This window comes from Ktedonobacter racemifer DSM 44963, assembly GCF_000178855.1.
GTDB classification, from domain to species: Bacteria; Chloroflexota; Ktedonobacteria; order Ktedonobacterales; family Ktedonobacteraceae; genus Ktedonobacter; species Ktedonobacter racemifer.
This window is the reverse complement of record NZ_ADVG01000003.1, coordinates 841,907-858,214: the sequence shown is the minus strand read 5'-3', so window position 1 is coordinate 858,214 and position 16,308 is coordinate 841,907. Positions and strand designations below refer to the sequence as shown.

The following is a 16,308-nucleotide window of genomic DNA, read 5'->3' as shown; positions in this document are numbered from 1 at the left end:
ACTTACGTATTTTCGGGCATCATATCTTCCTCCTCAGTTTTTGTTGTAGTAATTGGTCGCTTCCCGCGAAGGGTTCGAGCGTAGAGGTAGAGGGCGGGAAGTAGTAGCAGCCCGGTGAACAGGAGAGCAGGCCGGGTTGTCAGGGCTGTAGCAAGCGCGCCAATAAGTAGCCCACCTGCTATCGCCGCCAGCGCGCCCACCAGGGAGTTAAACGAGAGAATGGTGGCGCGAACGCTGGAGGGCGTATGCTGATTGATCCAGGCTTGCCGGAGAGGAATGCGAGGTCCATTGGCGGTCGTGAGGAGCCAGAGGCCCGCCAGGGCCAGGACAAATTGTCCCGCGAGGGCAAAGAGCATAATACCCAGTAGGGTGGCGCCCTCGATGAGCAAGAGGCCCCAGGCCACGGCTCGCTGGTTGTTGGTATCAAGGCGGCGTTTAGCGATCTCGATCCCGACGATATTTGTCAGGGCAATGACGATCTCGATAACACCAAACCAGGTGATTGAGGGTAGATTGCTTATAGTTGGAAAGGCAAAATTGTGCAGCAGGTGATACTGCCATAGGCGCCCAAAGGCCTCTCCTACAACCCCCGAGAAAACACCTGTTCCCAGGATGACCAGCAGTGTGGGGTGGAAGCGGATCAGGCGGAAGCCCTTCACAAGCGTCTGCTGCATCTGGCGCCAGGATGAGCCGGATTCCCTGGTGGCGGGCTTGAAGCGACGCTCCGGCATGATCACAGCCAGCAGCAGGCCGAGGGCCAGGTAGCCGCCTCCACCCACAAGCATGGGTAGATTCAGGTGGATGCTGCCCAGACCTGCGCCAAGCGCTATGCCCGGCAAGGTACAGAGCCAGCCAACCTGGGTCGCGCGCAGATAGAGCGAGCCTACCTGCTCGCTTCCCAGTTCATCGGCGATCCAGGCTGCGTCGGCGCCATCCATCAGCGAGGACCCCAGGCCCCAGAACGCCTGGGCGGCGAGCACAGCCGCGAACGACGGAATCCCGCCCTCAATCAAGAAGCCCAGTCCAATGACAAGCAGCCCACTCACCACCGCCCAGCGGCGGCTATACATATCGGCCAGCACGCCCGTTGGAGCCTGGCACACAAAGATCACCAGCTGATTAAGCGTGCCAGCCAGGATGAGCTGGAAAGGATTAAGTCCAATACTCTGGGCCTGGTAGATCAGCTCAACCGTATAGACAACGGCCACAAACAGCGAGGAGATACCCCTCAAGAGCAGGTATATAGCGGCAACACTATCGCGTGTTTGCATCTCAAAGCCTCTGATTCTTATAGTCATGAAATCCCAAAAACATCTTTAAAAGGCAAGAACAGAGAGGTTAAAGGGATACAATGAGGCCAGGTGAGCAAACACGAAGGGGACGACGCTACTAAACACCCATAAGGGGCACCACCTGAAGGTGGCACGGCAGGGCACGCGCCTACATATAATGGTTTGTATTGTGAGGTGTTTTGGTATGTGATCTCTGCCGTGTTTGTTTGACCTCAAAGTAGCCCAAAGCGAAAAACAACAGCATGCAGAGATACCTACCTTTCTTGTAAGCAGCCACCCAGGCCGCTTCTGTCTAAGCGATACTATAATGCTTTGATTGTACCCAACTTCGCGCCCTTTTGCAAGGAAAAATAGATGCTCATGAATAAAGAAAGACTCCCTCTCCCTTTTTGCCTCAGCCCACGACCAAAACTTCTCCAATCTTGCTCTTTTTGCGGCCAGCCCCGCAAAAAGGCAACTTGAGGGTTGCGTTCGGGACACAATCCTTCAGAAAGCAGGAACGAAAAGTAGTCAGGCTAGCATTATCTGAGGAAAGGTGTAAGTGTGATAGTTCGATGAATACTCAAAATTTCACCACGACCCTTTTGGTAGACCAAACTCCGGAAGAAGTCTTCAATGCCATCAACAATGTTCGCGGATGGTGGTCGAAAGACATTGAAGGCAGCACTGACAAACTCAATGATGAGTTTATCTTTCAGGTCAAAGACGTCCATTATTCCAAAATAAAATTAAGAGAAGTTATTCCTAACAAACAAGTCGTCTGGTTTGTTATGTATAACTATCTTAATTTTGTGAAAGACAAAAGCGAATGGACGGGCACAAAAGTTCGTTTTGAAATCTCTCAACAGGGGAACAAAACGCAACTCCTCTTCACTCACGAGGGTTTAGTTCCCGAATTTGAGTGTTATGGCGTCTGTTCAACTGCTTGGACCAACTATGTGCAGGATAGTTTATTGAGTTTGATAACCACGGGGAAAGGGCACCCCAACCTGGAAGAAAGTGATACAAAGATTGATATAGAGATGAAAAATTAACAGATGGGGCGAAGGAGATACATACTAGGTATGTAAATCCCAACATTCAACCGTAAATGTGTTTTTTGAGATATACTATCCTTACGCAATCGGATAGTTGCATGTTAAAAAGAATGGAAAAGTGGCGTAATTCACAGGAGGAAACATCTTGACGATTCCTGATTGTATTGAACGAATTGAAATGCTGCCCATCTCGCGCGAACGCGTCTGGGATGCCATCACGAAGCCGGAACAATTTTCGCAATGGTTCGACATTGTAAGGGATATCGATTTTCGTGTGGGTGGCAAGATCAATTTCACCTGGGAGAACAAGCTTTCTCCGTATCCCGGCGTGATTGAAACGATTGAGCCGCCCCATTGTTTTGCCTTTCGTTGGGCTTCGCACGCCCTTGGTCATCCCGAACTCAAGCTCCCCTCAACTGCCACTACGCTGGTGACGTTTACACTCGAGGAGGTTGCGGAGGGGACGCGCTTGACGCTCGTCGAGTCTGGCTTTGCCTCTCTCCCAGACGCCTTTCAGACGCAATCTCACCAGGATAATCAGGGAGGGTGGCAGAGCGAACTGCCCAAGCTGCGTGTTTACCTTGAGAGCACCATTTCAGCAACATAGTACAAGCAGCATCCACCGTTTGCGTTTTCTCCTGTGTGTGGTGTTTTCAGGGTCGCAAACAGGAGAGGGGAACATGTGATGACAGATTCACAGACGCACCTGGTCTTTGTGGCTCTCGCAGATCCAACGCGCCGTTTGTTGTTCGAACAGCTCTGCCAAGAGGGGTCTGGGACAGCAACGAGCTTTGCTGCACGTTTACCAATCACACGCCAGGCAGTTACCAAGCACCTGACGATTCTGGTGGAGGCCGGCCTCGTGGTAGTCCACGAGGCGGGTCGAGAACGGCGGTATATGCCACATCCAGAGGCTTTGCAGTCCGTCACGACCTGGATTGCGGCCATCGAAGCACGCTGGGATCATCGTTTGGCTGCTTTGCGGAGCTATCTGCTTGATGAGCCGCGCACACCATCCACCCCAGAAGAAGAGAATGCCACAATGGCATCACAGAAGGAAAGGATTGATGAGCATGACCCAAACGATTGAAAAACAACGTGTTATCCATGCCACACCGATCAACAGGTGGAAATCCCAACATTAAACGACTGATGTCCACTGCATGGGCGAAGCACTAGCTGCTCTGTGAATGGCCATTCTGCCAGAGTTATGCCTATATAACCCTGGGGACATTTATCCGTAATTGAGGAGGATAAATGTCCCTGTTTACTGATTCTATGGGAAAAAGGAGGCATTGGCATGAAGCCGAAACCTGGTCATCTCGGCCTGAAGTATGCCGAACAATTTAAGGATAGCAGCATTGCTGAGGCGTATCACCACCGGCCCCCTTATGCTGATGAGGCCATTCGCAAGCTTGTTGAGCTTATTACTGATGAGCCACGGACGGTCCTGGATGTGGGCTGTGGCACTGGAGACCTGGCGCGTCGGCTTGTAGGCCAGGTAGAGTGCGTCGATGCCGTCGACTTTTCGCAGGCCATGCTAAATGAGGGGCGAGCACTCTCGAATGGCGATCATCCTCACCTGCACTGGATCTATGGACGTGTGGAGGAGGTCGAGTTACAGCCTCCCTATGCGCTCATCACGGCTGGCGAGAGCCTGCATTGGATGGAATGGGATGTGGTCATGCCCCTGTTTCACTGCATCTTGACCCCGCATGGTCTCCTGGCGATTGTTGAGCGCGGACACGAGCCTGCATCCTGGAATGAGGGTCTCGGAGCACTCATTCAGCGTTTCTCCACGAATAAAGAGTATCGCCCATACGACCTCGTTGAGGAACTGGAAGAGCGTCACCTCTTCCAGAAACAGGGCAGCTTTCGTACAAGTCCGACCGTCTTTGTACAATCTATAGACGACTATATTCACTCCCTCCACTCGCGCAACGGCCTCTCGCGAGAGCGCATGGACAAGGCTGCGGCACAGGCTTTTGATGCAGAAGTCAGGAGCTTGCTCACCCCCTTCCTACAAGACGATGGCTTGGCGCTGACTGTGTTCAACGAAGTTGTATGGGGAAATCCTCTAGCGAATGCATGATAGGCAATGAGCCTATGTTGCCCGAAGGAGCCATAAATGTGGCGCTCTTTATGAGCACGACCAGCCTCCTGTCGCCTCTATGAGTCTGTCGGCTTCCAGCCTGTCGCGCTCGACTACAGTTATGTGAAGAAGGTTTGAGCCTGCTACTGGTGTACGCGGCTACTTGAGGCCGTCCCCAAGTAGCCGCGTACACCAGTAGCGCGCTACAGATCGGGTGCCTGCAATCCGTGCATGCCCAGGGTTAGGGAGACCTCGCCGCCGTGGTGGATATCGTGCTCGATAAGGTGCCAGATGATCCACTGGCGGGTGAGGGTCTCTGGCTCATCGCCAGGATCGTTCTGATAGGTAATATGCCAGTCCTCCTCCGTCCAGCTGGAGATTGCTTCGTACATGACGCTCCAGGTTTTCTCCAGTCCGTGGACCAGTTCGGCGGCGCTGCGTTCTGGCGCATCCCGCCTGTCCCAACCTCCCAGGTTGGCGAACTCCTCGCCACCTATCCCCATCATCAGGTAGAACCAGCGAGCGCGCGCCCCAATGATATGGCGCATGATAGTATCAATTGAGCGCAGGCGGGGATCGGCGCGCTGGGTCAGCTGCTCAGAGCTCAGGGGTGCGATGGCTTTGATGAGCAGGTTCTGATAGTTCAGCCAGTTTTCGTAGAAGACCGCGAGGGTCGAGCCATTCTCGGGCATGGATTCGAATCCTTTCAATGAGGCTTATGGTATTGTTCCTACATCTTTCCCTTATTGTACCAGGGAAAGCGGACATCATCGCTCCTGTTAGAAATTAAGCTCATATTTTTAGAGCTTCCAGAGCTTAGCGTTGCGGAAGGCTACTTCGGTTGCGGGTTTATTGCTGTTGAGGGCGTATACGCCTATGCCCCCAGTATCTAGTGCTGTATCCTGAGCTGTCAATAGAGGTTGTCTGTTCAGATAGAGATAGAAAGTGTGCTCGTAGGCTACTATAGAGAGCAGATTAAAGGCCTGGCTATTGGCTGAGACAAAGGTATCCTTTATGTCTTTGATGGTGGCTTGATTGTTATGGCTGGTGTAGAAGGAGAGGCCGACAAAAGCCTGCGCACCATCACTGATGAGTCGCAGGACATAGAAATTGGCGTGAGCGCTATCGGCGCGGAAGAAGATGCCACCTCCATCGCCCTTGATGACGCTCATCTCGACCTCGAAGGCGAAATTGTGGAAGACATTTTTCTGCCTGGCACAGTTTAAGTAGGAGTTGAGGCGCGCTAGCTGTACATGGTAGGCCCCGCCGCTGAAAGTGCAGCCATAATCCTGCCCTTGAAGGCTTTGCCATGTGCTCGCGCCCTGGCTGGTGAGTGGATCATTGATAAAGGGCGGGCCACTGGTCGAAGCGGTATAAATTTGTTGTGGCGAACGTGCCGTGAAGGTGGCGACAGCCTGCTGCGCCCCCCTGGTCGTCACGGTCTGGGTGGCCTGGGCTGGAGAAAGACTGGCAACAGTCGAGCGAGCAAAGGGGAAAATGCCAGTATTGTAGCTCACAATACCCCCTATTAAGAGCAATAGGACGAGGATGATGGATATAGCTATGACCAATCTCCGCCCCTTGTTGTCCGTATAGCCACGATCTAAGGGCGATAGTACCAGGATTTGTGAGCCATGCTGACCGAGGCCGCGCAGGGGCGCGAGGGCCTGCTCTAGCGCCAGGGCGAAGGCCGTGATGTTTGCATAGTGGCGCTGAGGCCCTGGGGCCAGGGCGTTTGTAAGTACCTTGCGAAGTTCAGGAGACATAGCTGGCTGTGTGGTTAACGTCAGTAATTGTTCGAGATGCTTGGTGGGCGTGCCTGGAATGAGTGGTTCTCCACTTAACCATTCGTAGACGGTCACGGCCAGGTCATACTGATCGCTGACCGGGGTTTCTGTGCTGGGGCTGAAGTCGCCGAGCAGCACACGGCCCTGGGGTCCGAGCAGCATATTCTCTGGCCGGACCCTGCCATGAACAAGACCTTGATCATGAATATATTGTAGGGCTGACGTGAGCTGCCTGACGTAGGAGACAACTTGTGCAGCGGGGACCCCCGTCCCCTCGGGATGGCGCTGGCGCAGCGTTCCATAAGGAGTGTAATCCGTGACCAGGAAAGGCAGGTTGCCTTCCACGCCAAATTCTAGCACGCGTAAGATGTTGGGATGCTTTAAGCGCGCGACGCGGCGCGTCTCGGCGAGAAACGTCTCCAGGGCACCAGGCGCGAGCTGTCCTGGCAGCACTTTGAGCGCGACCTGGGTCTTGAGAAAGATATGTTCTCCCAGGTAGACATCCGCTCCATGCTCCCGGCGTAGCAGGCGTAGCAGACGATAGTTCCCGAGTTGCTGCCCTACGCGATCCTCTACTGAATCAGCCATATGTCTCTATCCTTATGATATCCATATCTGGGCATTTTTGAATGCAACGTCGAGGGACTGGTCGGCGGTCGCGCCCTGGCTAAACAGACCAATGGTTCCTGAGAGCGAGGTGCTATCATTGACGCTGCCCACGAATTGTTTGTTGATGTACAGGGAGATCGTAGGCCCACGGGCAATGACCGTTAGCAGGTTGGCCTGGTTCAGGCCAGTTTTGATCGCTGTGCTATGCCGTTGCAGCAATATGTTCAGACCAGAGGAGGTGTATTGCTTATTGGCATAGGTAATGCTGCGGACCCCCAGATTGAAGTCTCCCCTGGTCGTGATCATGAAATAGTAGATGCCCCCGTTCGGGTTGGGCAAGAGTTCGTTGCGGAAGATCAGGCCCCCATCTGGACCTTGTAGAATCGTCATCTCCGCTTGAAAGGCGAAGTTGCTCAGGTTGGTATAGGCCGTGTTGCAGAGGCCAACCCCCTTGCCCGCCGCGTGAAGCGTTCCCCCTTGAAAGTGACAGGTTCCGCTAGAAGTTAGCAGCCAGGCCAGCGAGCCTTCCGTGTGTAGGGGATCTTCAATCTGTGGCTCTCCACGCGTCGCGCTGGCATAGAGCGCCTGCATATCCTGCTGGGGATGGCTGCTATTGGCGGTTGTTTGTTGCCTGCTCCATACATATGCCAGCCCGCTACCCACGATCAGGAGCAGGGCCAGGACGATTAAGCCGATTGCCAACCTGCGCTGAGACGAGGGGCGTGCCTGGGCTGGATGGGTAGGCGCAATAAACCCTGGCGTAGGAGCCGACGCGGTCGAAGGTGGAGGTGTGCCAGGAATGACTGTATTTACGGGGAGAGAGATCGGCCCAGGGCTATATATGTTAGTAGCAGTTTCTCCCAGCGCGGCCGTTTCCAGGGCCAGGACGAACTCCTGGACGCTGGCGAAGCGCTGCTGAGGGTCCTTGGCCAGGGCCTTGAGTACGACCTGGTCCACGGCGGTGCTCATGCCGGGTACGCGCTCTTGTAGAGAGGGTGGAGGGGTGAACATATGCTGAGTGGCAATAGACGTAAAGGTGCCGCTGAAGAGGCGCTGACCGCTGAGCCACTCGTAGACGACCACGGCCAGCGCGTATTGATCGCTGGCGCGGGTGGGACGTCCCTGGAGCTGTTCGGGCGCCATATAGGTTACCGTGCCTGCGACCTCCTGGGCGTCCTGCCGCTGTGAGCCCTTGATCATCAGGGCGATGCCGAAATCACTGAGCAGAACCTCGTTGTGTGTACCCAGCAACATGTTCTCAGGTTTAATGTCGCGATGAATCAGGTTTGCGCTATGAGCATAGTGGAGCGCTGAGGCCACCTGTTTAAGGGGGGGTAAGATATGTGCAAAGGGAACAGGCTTACCCCTGGGAAAGCGCTCGCGCAGCGTGCCGTTAGGAGCATATTCCATGACAAGGTAGGGAATGCTGTCATCCTTGAGGCCAAACTCCAGTACGCGCACGATATGTTCATGTTGGAGATGGGCCACCGTGCGCGCCTCGGCGTAGAAGCGCTCCTGCTCCTCGCTCGATAGGCGGGTCTGCAAGATTTTGATGGCGGCCTGGGTCTTTAGATAGACATGTTCTCCCAGGTAGACCTCGGCAAAGCCTCCACGCCCCACCAGGCTTGTAAGGCGATAGTTGCCAAACTGCTGACCTATATTGGTTTTGACACTTGTTTCCTCTGGCATGGCTACAGTCTCCAGACTGTTAGTTTACTAAACGCTACATCTGTTGTTGAGGGTAATCCTCGGGCAAAGAGGCCTAATGCGCCTGTGGTCGCAGATGTATCAATCACGCTGGCGACGTACTGCTTATTGATATAGAGCGCGATCTGCGACCCCTGTGCGATGACGCAGAGTAGATTGGGCTTGTTCAGTCCAGTGTGAATGGCCTTACTGCTCCTGTAAAGGAGTGTTTTATAATGGCCGTTGATGACCCATAGATCATAGGTGCCATGGCGGTTGATGCTAAAGACGTAGGCGCGTACCTGGGTTGAGGAAGGGAGGGTCACGCGGAAGACCAGGCCGCCCTCGTCGCCTTGCAGAATGTTCATCTGAACCTGGTAACCAATATTGCTTAAATTGTCCGGAAGCTTGCTGCTGCCACAGAGCGCGAGGGCGTAGGGCGTGAGCGAACTTGCATGGTAGGCGCCATCGGCGAAGAGACAGCTACGCGTTTTAGCAGCGGCATTATCCCACCCGTTCGTGTTCCGGCTTAAAGGATCGGAGAAGAAAGGCTTCTGGCTGGTTACCCGTGTGTAGGTGTTCTGCCATATGGCGGCATTGGCCTGAACCTGGGGCTGCGCTTGCGTGCCTCTTTGAGGGTTGTTGTTAGAACGCCCAGCGTTAAAGCTAAATGCGGCTAGAGCAATCCCGCTCGTGGCGACCAGCAACGCCAGGATAATCAGTGCTATGCCCAGACCACGCGATAGCACTTTGCGGCCACGAACGATTTTTGTCGAGGGAAGCTTCTGGTGTGCTGTGGAAGGTCGTGTGCTAGCAGGTTGAGGAGTGTTCTCACGTAGCGTTGGTTGTCTCTCAATAGAGGGCGCGGTCTTGATCTGCTGCAAGACGCCGGGTGGCATCCAGCCAGTGGCGGCCTTGAAGGTCTCGTCAACCTCGAGAGCGGCCTGCTCGAAGGCCTCGGCGAAGGCTAGAATGTTTTCAAAGCGCTCCTCGGGCTTCTTTGCCAGGGCGCGCATAATGACAGCCTCCACTTCAGGTGAGACTGAGGGAGCCTGGATGGCTGGTGGCTGCGCTAATAAATGCTGGCTGGCGATCTCGGTAAAGCTGCCGTGAAAGGGTGTGTTCCCACTGAGCCATTCATAGAGAACGATGCCCAGGGCATACTGATCGCTGGCGGGTGTGGGCCTGCCTTGCAGCAGTTCAGGAGCCATATACGCGACCGTACCTGCTATCTCCTGCATATCCTGTGTGCGTGAGCTCTGTGTCCCCAGGGCCATGCCGAAATCGCTGAGCAGGGCCTCCCCATTGGGACCCAGCAGGATATTTTCGGGCTTGATATCGCGATGAATGGTGTGTTCCTGATGGGCATATTGAAGGGCCGTGGCTATTTGCTTGATGTGGGGAAGGACCTTGATGGGTGTAAGGTTCGTCTGCTGGCGATAGTGTTCCCGCAAGCTGCCATGGGGGGCGTAGTCCATCACCAGAAAAGGCACACCCTCCTGCACACCGAACTCAAGGAGCGAGAGAATGTTGGGATGTTTCAGGTGGGCGATGGTGCGTGCCTCATTGAGAAATCCGGCCTGGTCTTCTTGCGTGAGTTGTATAGACAAAACTTTGACTGCTGTCAGCGTCTGGAGATAGACATGCTCTCCAAGATACACTTCGGCAAACCCTCCCCGCCCTACGAGCCGCTTTAACTGATAGTTGCCAAGTCTCTGGCCTGCTCTATTGCCGATTAAGCTGGTCATCATGACCTCTTTTTCTGGTAAATATGCTGATCGCGAGGAAGCAGAGAAGCGAACATTTTCTATGGTAAAGAGTCCGATTTGTGTTAATTTATGTTTCCACATGTATTGTATGCCTGCATTATTAGCTCGTCAAGTCTGTCTCCTCACACCTGTGATGGTCAAGGATAAATGAGTGAGAGCGTGGCTTGCCGGGCATTAGCCCGGCAAGCCACGCTCTCACTCATTTCTACCCACTTCCTGATTATTTTCTGGGTGGAGCGGCGAGTTCGCTGACCTCGGTGTCGCGACTGATTGGTTGCTGTCGGGTTGTCCGAAGAAGGTGCTTCAACTGTGGTGGTAAGACGCCGCCGGTGGATAGCCAGGACCCGACAATGATCAACAGGAATCCTGCGATGATGACAGCGTTGAGCGGCTCAGCGAGCAAAGTGACACCGAGGAGGACAGAGACCGCTGGATTGACGTAGGTAATGACGCTACCCCGACCGGCTCCGACTTCGGCCACCAGCGCGAAGAAGAGGAGATAAGCCAGCGCCGTGCAGATCAGGCCGAGCACAAGCAGGCTCGCAATCACCTCCAGATCGGGTATCCTGCTGGGCAGTCTGGTCACAGCTAGTGGCGCCAGCACAACGGTCGCAGTAATGCACTCGACGGTCACCACTCCCAGGCTGGGCAGAGCGGCGATGGTTGGTCGTTTGATGAGCAGAGCGCCGGCAGCGTAGCCTGCGGCGGCGAGCAGGACCAGTGTTGCTCCGAGCAACTGTTGCATATCTCCGCCTGCGTCGAGACCCAGCAGCGTTACCACGCCGCCCAGGCCGATCAGCAGACCGATCAGGCGCGAGCCGCTCACTCGCTCACTCGGATCGAAGCGGAGTGCGAAGAGTACAACAAGAAGTGGATCGGCGGCGATGAGCAGGCTGGTGAGCGACGATGCGATGAGCTGCTCACCGTAACTGATCAACAGAAACGGTCCGGCAATCTGCACACAGGCAAGCGCGGCAACAGTGAGCCAGCGCTCGCGCAGTCGCCGCAATACTCCCTGGTGGACTGCCACCGGGAGCAGAGCAAGAGCGGCAATCCCAACCCGAGCAAATACAACAACAATAGGGTCAAGTTCCTGCACCGCAATTTTGATGAAGAGATAAGGAATGCCCCAGATCACCGACATTGCGGTGAACAGGAGCCAGCCTTTGCGTGTCATGTTCCCTCCGCGTGTGAGGTCAATAGCGAGACTCTCATTTTCCTGATGATTTTCAAAACCATATGATCGGCACAAAAAAGAGAAGGCTTGCCTCTTTCCTAGCATACGCGATTTTCTCTGCCATTGTCTATCTTGTTACGCCAAGCAGACTGTGACTTTGCTGGGAAATTGAGGAACGCACCCCTCGGTAGGGACCCGGTTTACCGCGTCCGAAGGCGATTGATCGCCTGTGGGCGCAGCCCGAAGCGTTCCCTTGCGTCATGCCGCGTGAAAGGGCGCTTCTTCACTGGCCAAACCAGACTTGCGCCGCACTGCCATAAATGGCGTTTGGACGCGCTAAAGCTGGTCCCTACCGGCCTGGGGAGCCTTCTCGTGTGGTGGGTTCCTTTCCAAGCTCGAAACGTGTACGGACAACATTTCCCAGCAAAATCATAAATGTGGCGGCTATGGGCGTTCTCTGCAAAAAAAAGAATCGCACCCTAGAATCTAAGCGCGCTTGACAGAAACCGGTTTCTAACTTATACTTTTCACAACAACATAGTTGTTTACTAGAAGTGTATCGCGAAGAAGCGGGAGCGTGGGCATGCAGAAAAAGCTGACCATTCAGGATATTGCGCGCCTGGCAGGCGTATCGAAGGCCACGGCTTCGCGTGTGCTGAACGGCAATCCATCCGTGAATGGCGAGTTGCGCGCGCGCGTTATGCGCGTGGTTGAGGAACATGATTTTGTGCCTAATGCTACCGCGGTTAGCCTGGCGGGCGGAAATACGCACCTGATAGGGGTGCTGGCTCCTCCCCTGGTCTGGCCCGCTCTACCCGAGATTATACGTGGCGTCGCCGAATATATCGAAGATAGCGCGTATGAAATCGTTCTCTACAGCATTAATTTCGCCAATGCCGAGTGCAATCACTCTGAAGTGGTCAAGCGTATTTTAAATCTGCACCTGGTCTCCGGCCTGCTCGCGATCTTTACAGATGAACTCCTGCCTCAGATTACCCGCCTTGCGCAAGATGGTTTGCCCATCGTCCTGATCGATGACCAGGAGGAGCCTGGACACATCCCCTGGGTGGGTATTGATAACAGGGAGAGTGCTCGCACTGCGATCCGCTATCTATTGGAACTTGGCCACAAACGCATTGCGCATATCAGGGGTCCACAGTATTACTACTGGGCGAATGAGCGCTATAGGGGCTACTGCCAGGCATTGCAGGAGGCAGGGATCGCGCCTGAGCCTGAGCTGCTCCTTCAGGGCGGTTTTGAGCCGCTGCATGGCCGCCAGTGTGCCGAGCAATTGTTCGCACGTGAGCGGGCGAGCTGGCCCAGCGCCATTTTTGTCGCCAATGACCAGATGGCCTATGGTGTGTTGGAGTACGTGGAGCAGCAGGGAATCCGCGTCCCAGAAGATGTGACGATTGTGGGCTTCGATGATAACCTGCTCTCTGCCTATACGCGCCCTCCTTTAACCACTGTGCACCAGCCCTTCTCTGAAATGGGTCGCAGAGCCACCGAGCTGCTCTTGAACATGATCGACCCCCAATACCTCGCTGGCCCAAAAGCATCGCAGCAAGTCCAGGCGTCAACAGAATTTCTTCAGCTCTCCGAGCGGGATCAACCTGTGCACCTGCAACTACCAACCAGCATGGTGATTAGAGCATCCAGCACCCAGGCATCCCTGTCCGTCAAGACGTAGAAGATATACGGGGTAAAGGGGTGTGGTGGTGGCGGGCTGCGCCCGCCACCACCACACCCCTTTACCCCGGCGAGCCACGCAGTGGCGAGAAGTTCATGCCAAGTATGGGCACTACAATAGCTTGATCACTAGTCATCATGTTGTCGTGTTTTTACATTGTAATGTTTAACCCGGAAAGGGGGTGGTTGCAACCACAAACAAGCTGTATCTAGCAGCGATCTCGCGTATGACCCATTTCCGCGATAGCAGAGCTAAAGGCACAGGAGCTGTGCCAGTAGCTCAAATACAAGGATGTTGATTTGCTATAGCCGATAATGTCATCGGAGAAGGAGCAATCCATGCAAAGCAATTTTGTTTCCTCGCGACCGCCAGGACGGCGGCGCACCTTCCACATCGCGGCCCTCCTGCTTATTGCCGCTCTGGTTTTCGCCGCTCTAAGCTTTTTTCCCTATGGTAAGACGTCAAGCGCCCAGGCTGCTACCTGGAATCAGGTCTTCAACGAGGATTTCAATGGGGCCTCTGGTACCGGTGTAAATACAAGTACCTGGAAGTATGATACTGGCACGGGCTGGGGTACTGGCGAGATTGAGAATATGACCAACAGTACGTCTAACGTCTCCCTGGATGGAAATGGGCATCTCGCGATTACCCCAAGGCGCGACGGGAGCGGAAACTGGACCTCCGGGCGCATCGAAACGGTGCAGGATAACTTTGCCGCGCCCGCTGGCGGTCAGTTGAAGATTACCGCCTCGCTGCAACAGCCCAATGTCTCTGGCTCGGCGGCTCTGGGCTACTGGCCTGCCTTCTGGACCCTGGGAACTCCCTTCCGCACAGACCATAACTGGCCTCATGATGGCGAGATTGACATTATGGAGGATGTCAACGGCCTGAGTTCGGTGTATGGCACGCTGCACTGCGGCGTCTCGCCCGGCGGCCCCTGCAATGAAACCACGGGTATTGGCAGCGGTAAGAGGGCGTGCTCAGGCTGTCAGACCGGTTATCATACCTATACTGAGATCATTGATCGCAGTGTCTCCCCAGAGCAGATTCGCTGGTACCTGGATGGCGTCAACTACTTTACCGTAAGTGCCTCGCAGGTTGACGCGGCGACCTGGTCCAGTGCCGTCGATCATAGCTTCTTTATAATCTTCGATCTCGCCATCGGGGGTGGCTTCCCCAACGGCGTCTCCGGCACCAATACGCCCACCTCCGCGACCCAGCCCAATGTGCCAATGCTCGTTGACAATGTCCAGGTCTATACCTCGAGTGGGACGGCTCCCACTCCCACACCGACGCCTGTTGGCTCTACACCCACACCGACGCCCACACCCAGTGGCGGCTGTACGGGAAGCACTTTCACCCAGGGTGCACAGAACGTCAATGCCAGTACGGGCCTCCTCTGGTTCCAGGCTTGTAACTGGACGGCGGGCTATGTGATCGTGCACTATATCGTGGGCAGCAACACGCAGCAGAACGTCTACATGAGCTATAACAGCGGCACCGGGCGTTGGGAGTATAACGTTGGCGGCTTTAGCGCAGGCCAAACTGTCCAATACTCCTTCACCTACCAGAAGAGTGGCCTCCAGTACGACACTGGCTGGTACACCTGGACGCATCCATAGCCGGGTTACCGAAGGATCTTAACAAAAAGGGAGCCGGGACTTCTCCCGGCTCGCCTTATTCCCGTAGTTCCTGTAATTGGGGGCGATTTGTAGGGTCCATGCTTGCATGGACTCTTGTGCCCGGGAACGTCGCTTCGCTCGCAGTCCATGCAAGCATGGACCCTACAAATTTGCTTAGGGACAAAGGAATGTTCCTACTTCAGTGCATGAAGGGAGTTTATGCGATGCCCCAACCTGTCATGGACAAGCGGGCTGATCTTCCTCTCGCCGCTCGTCCGCATTCTGATGCTCGCGCTCGCACTCGTAAAAGATTTAAGGGGCTAGTGATTAGTCCAAATTGGAATTGACAGGAGTGAGATACTGATGGAAAAGCAAGGAGCCCGCCATGAAGCATCCCATTCCCGTCGCGTTGTCCGAATCCGATCGCGCCTCGCTGCAAACCTTCATCCATGCAGGCAAAGCCAATGCTCGCACGTTTACCCGGGCACGCGTCTTGCTCAAAGCTGCTGAAGGCTGGACCGACCAACAGATCTGTGACGCCTTCGATATCAGCCGCAATACCTCCATTCGTGTTCGACAGTTGTACCTACAAGGAGGACTCGAAGCGGTTCTGCACGACAAGCGGCAGCAGCGCCATCGGCAGGCACTCACGGGAGGACAAGCCGCCCATTTGATTGCCATTGCGTGCAGTCCAGTTCCTGATGGACATGACCATTGGACGCTGCGCTTGCTGGCAGGCAAAGTCGTTGAACTGGGCTTTGTCGAATCGATCTCGCCAGAAACCATTCGCCAGCTCCTGAAAAAAACGAACTCAAACCCTGGCAACACGAGCACTGGTGCATTCCAACGGTAGGAGCCGAGTTTGTCGCGGCCATGGAAGACGTCCTCGATCTGTACGAGGAAGACTACGATCCACGCTATCCAACCGTTTGTTTTGACGAGAAACTGGTGGCCCCAGAGGCCGACGTGCGGCCTCCTCTGCCGATGGAACCAGGGCACGTTGAACGCATCGATTATGAGTATGAGCGTTTGGGCACCGCCAATTTGTTTTTCTTTGTCGAGCCGCTTGCGGGCTGGCGTCACGTCGAGATGACCCAGCGGCGGACGAAGATTGATTATGCGCACTGCATCCGATGGTTGGTCGATGAGGTCTATCCGCACGCCGAGTACATTCGCCTCGTGCAGGATAATCTTAATACCCATACCGCAGCGGCTCTCTACGAAGCCTTTGAGCCCGCAGAGGCCAGGCGCATTTTGCAGCGGGTGGAGTTTCATTACACGCCCAAACATGGAAGTTGGCTCAACATGGCAGAAATTGAGATCGGTATCTTTGCTCGTGGCTGCCTCTCGCGTCGAGTGCGAAGTCTGACGGAGTTGCGCCAGCGCATCGCGACATTGCAGGCAGAGCGCAATGCTCTGCGTTGTACCATTTCGTGGCGGTTTACCTGCAACGATGCTCGGGACACGCTCCATGATCTCTATCCTGCCATCAATAACAAACTGGACTGACTACTAGCCTTAAGCCTCGCGATCTCCACTGTTCTTGT

Annotated in this window: 13 protein-coding genes; 7 read left to right on the top strand and 6 right to left on the bottom strand. The window is 54.9% G+C overall.

Annotated features, from left to right (window positions below; genetic code table 11):
- Positions 1 to 2: 2 nt before the first annotated feature.
- Complete coding sequence (locus KRAC_RS32760; protein ID WP_007914766.1) at positions 3 to 1,271, bottom strand: MFS transporter; 1,269 nt, start codon at positions 1,269 to 1,271, stop codon at positions 3 to 5.
- Positions 1,272 to 1,846: 575 nt separating this feature from the next.
- Between KRAC_RS32760 and KRAC_RS32755 the strand changes: the two genes are divergently transcribed.
- From KRAC_RS32755 to KRAC_RS32740, 4 genes are all read left to right on the top strand, one after another.
- Entirely contained in the window at positions 1,847 to 2,326 is a 480-nt protein-coding gene (locus KRAC_RS32755; RefSeq protein ID WP_007914764.1) for an SRPBCC family protein, read from the top strand.
- Positions 2,327 to 2,474: 148 nt separating this feature from the next.
- Entirely contained in the window at positions 2,475 to 2,936 is a 462-nt protein-coding gene (locus tag KRAC_RS32750; RefSeq protein ID WP_007914762.1) for an SRPBCC domain-containing protein, read from the top strand.
- Between the two features lie 78 nt (positions 2,937 to 3,014).
- Complete coding sequence (locus KRAC_RS32745) at positions 3,015 to 3,419, top strand: ArsR/SmtB family transcription factor (protein ID WP_007914760.1); 405 nt, start codon at positions 3,015 to 3,017, stop codon at positions 3,417 to 3,419.
- A gap of 210 nt (positions 3,420 to 3,629) precedes the next feature.
- Entirely contained in the window at positions 3,630 to 4,421 is a 792-nt protein-coding gene (locus KRAC_RS32740; protein ID WP_007914759.1) for a class I SAM-dependent methyltransferase, read from the top strand.
- 203 nt (positions 4,422 to 4,624) lie between these two features.
- Here the strand turns inward: KRAC_RS32740 and KRAC_RS32735 are convergent, their stop codons facing one another.
- The 5 genes from KRAC_RS32735 to KRAC_RS32715 all read right to left on the bottom strand — a co-directional run bounded on the left by KRAC_RS32735 (position 4,625) and on the right by KRAC_RS32715 (position 11,449).
- Positions 4,625 to 5,113: a DinB family protein gene (locus KRAC_RS32735; protein WP_007914758.1), complete on the bottom strand. Its 489-nt coding sequence runs from the start codon at positions 5,111 to 5,113 to the stop codon at positions 4,625 to 4,627.
- A gap of 108 nt (positions 5,114 to 5,221) precedes the next feature.
- Positions 5,222 to 6,796, bottom strand: coding sequence for a serine/threonine protein kinase (locus KRAC_RS32730; RefSeq protein WP_007914757.1), 1,575 nt, complete (start codon positions 6,794 to 6,796; stop codon positions 5,222 to 5,224).
- 12 nt (positions 6,797 to 6,808) lie between these two features.
- Complete coding sequence (locus KRAC_RS62950) at positions 6,809 to 8,506, bottom strand: serine/threonine protein kinase (protein WP_007914756.1); 1,698 nt, start codon at positions 8,504 to 8,506, stop codon at positions 6,809 to 6,811.
- Between the two features lie 2 nt (positions 8,507 to 8,508).
- On the bottom strand, positions 8,509 to 10,254 hold the full coding sequence (locus KRAC_RS62945) for a serine/threonine protein kinase (protein WP_007914755.1): 1,746 nt from the start codon (positions 10,252 to 10,254) through the stop codon (positions 8,509 to 8,511).
- A gap of 238 nt (positions 10,255 to 10,492) precedes the next feature.
- Positions 10,493 to 11,449, bottom strand: a complete 957-nt coding sequence (locus KRAC_RS32715; RefSeq protein WP_169460973.1) for a DMT family transporter — start codon at positions 11,447 to 11,449, stop codon at positions 10,493 to 10,495.
- Positions 11,450 to 12,032: 583 nt separating this feature from the next.
- Here KRAC_RS32715 and KRAC_RS32710 point away from each other — a divergent pair.
- From KRAC_RS32710 to KRAC_RS70330, 3 genes are all read left to right on the top strand, one after another.
- Positions 12,033 to 13,139, top strand: a complete 1,107-nt coding sequence (locus KRAC_RS32710) for a LacI family DNA-binding transcriptional regulator (protein WP_007914751.1) — start codon at positions 12,033 to 12,035, stop codon at positions 13,137 to 13,139.
- Between the two features lie 338 nt (positions 13,140 to 13,477).
- Entirely contained in the window at positions 13,478 to 14,761 is a 1,284-nt protein-coding gene (locus tag KRAC_RS32705; protein WP_007914749.1) for a glycoside hydrolase family 16 protein, read from the top strand.
- A gap of 385 nt (positions 14,762 to 15,146) precedes the next feature.
- Positions 15,147 to 16,270 (top strand): IS630 family transposase gene (locus tag KRAC_RS70330; RefSeq protein WP_420795783.1). Its coding sequence is split into 2 segments (ribosomal slippage): positions 15,147 to 15,561 and positions 15,561 to 16,270, totalling 1,125 coding nucleotides; the frame shifts between segments, so codons are not numbered across the junction.
- The last annotated feature ends 38 nt before the right edge of the window (positions 16,271 to 16,308 follow it).

Bases quoted from the DNA above. Each gene is read 5' to 3' on its own strand.
- KRAC_RS32760 (WP_007914766.1), bottom strand. From the start codon at position 1,271: ATGCAAACACGCGATAGTGTTGCCGCTATATACCTGCTCTTGAGGGGT.
- KRAC_RS32755 (WP_007914764.1), top strand. From the start codon at position 1,847: ATGAATACTCAAAATTTCACCACGACCCTTTTGGTAGACCAAACTCCG.
- KRAC_RS32745 (WP_007914760.1), top strand. From the start codon at position 3,015: ATGACAGATTCACAGACGCACCTGGTCTTTGTGGCTCTCGCAGATCCA.
- KRAC_RS32740 (WP_007914759.1), top strand. From the start codon at position 3,630: ATGAAGCCGAAACCTGGTCATCTCGGCCTGAAGTATGCCGAACAATTT.
- KRAC_RS32735 (WP_007914758.1), bottom strand. From the start codon at position 5,113: ATGCCCGAGAATGGCTCGACCCTCGCGGTCTTCTACGAAAACTGGCTG.
- KRAC_RS32730 (WP_007914757.1), bottom strand. From the start codon at position 6,796: ATGGCTGATTCAGTAGAGGATCGCGTAGGGCAGCAACTCGGGAACTAT.
- KRAC_RS62950 (WP_007914756.1), bottom strand. From the start codon at position 8,506: ATGCCAGAGGAAACAAGTGTCAAAACCAATATAGGTCAGCAGTTTGGC.
- KRAC_RS62945 (WP_007914755.1), bottom strand. From the start codon at position 10,254: ATGATGACCAGCTTAATCGGCAATAGAGCAGGCCAGAGACTTGGCAAC.
- KRAC_RS32715 (WP_169460973.1), bottom strand. From the start codon at position 11,449: ATGACACGCAAAGGCTGGCTCCTGTTCACCGCAATGTCGGTGATCTGG.
- KRAC_RS32710 (WP_007914751.1), top strand. From the start codon at position 12,033: ATGCAGAAAAAGCTGACCATTCAGGATATTGCGCGCCTGGCAGGCGTA.
- KRAC_RS32705 (WP_007914749.1), top strand. From the start codon at position 13,478: ATGCAAAGCAATTTTGTTTCCTCGCGACCGCCAGGACGGCGGCGCACC.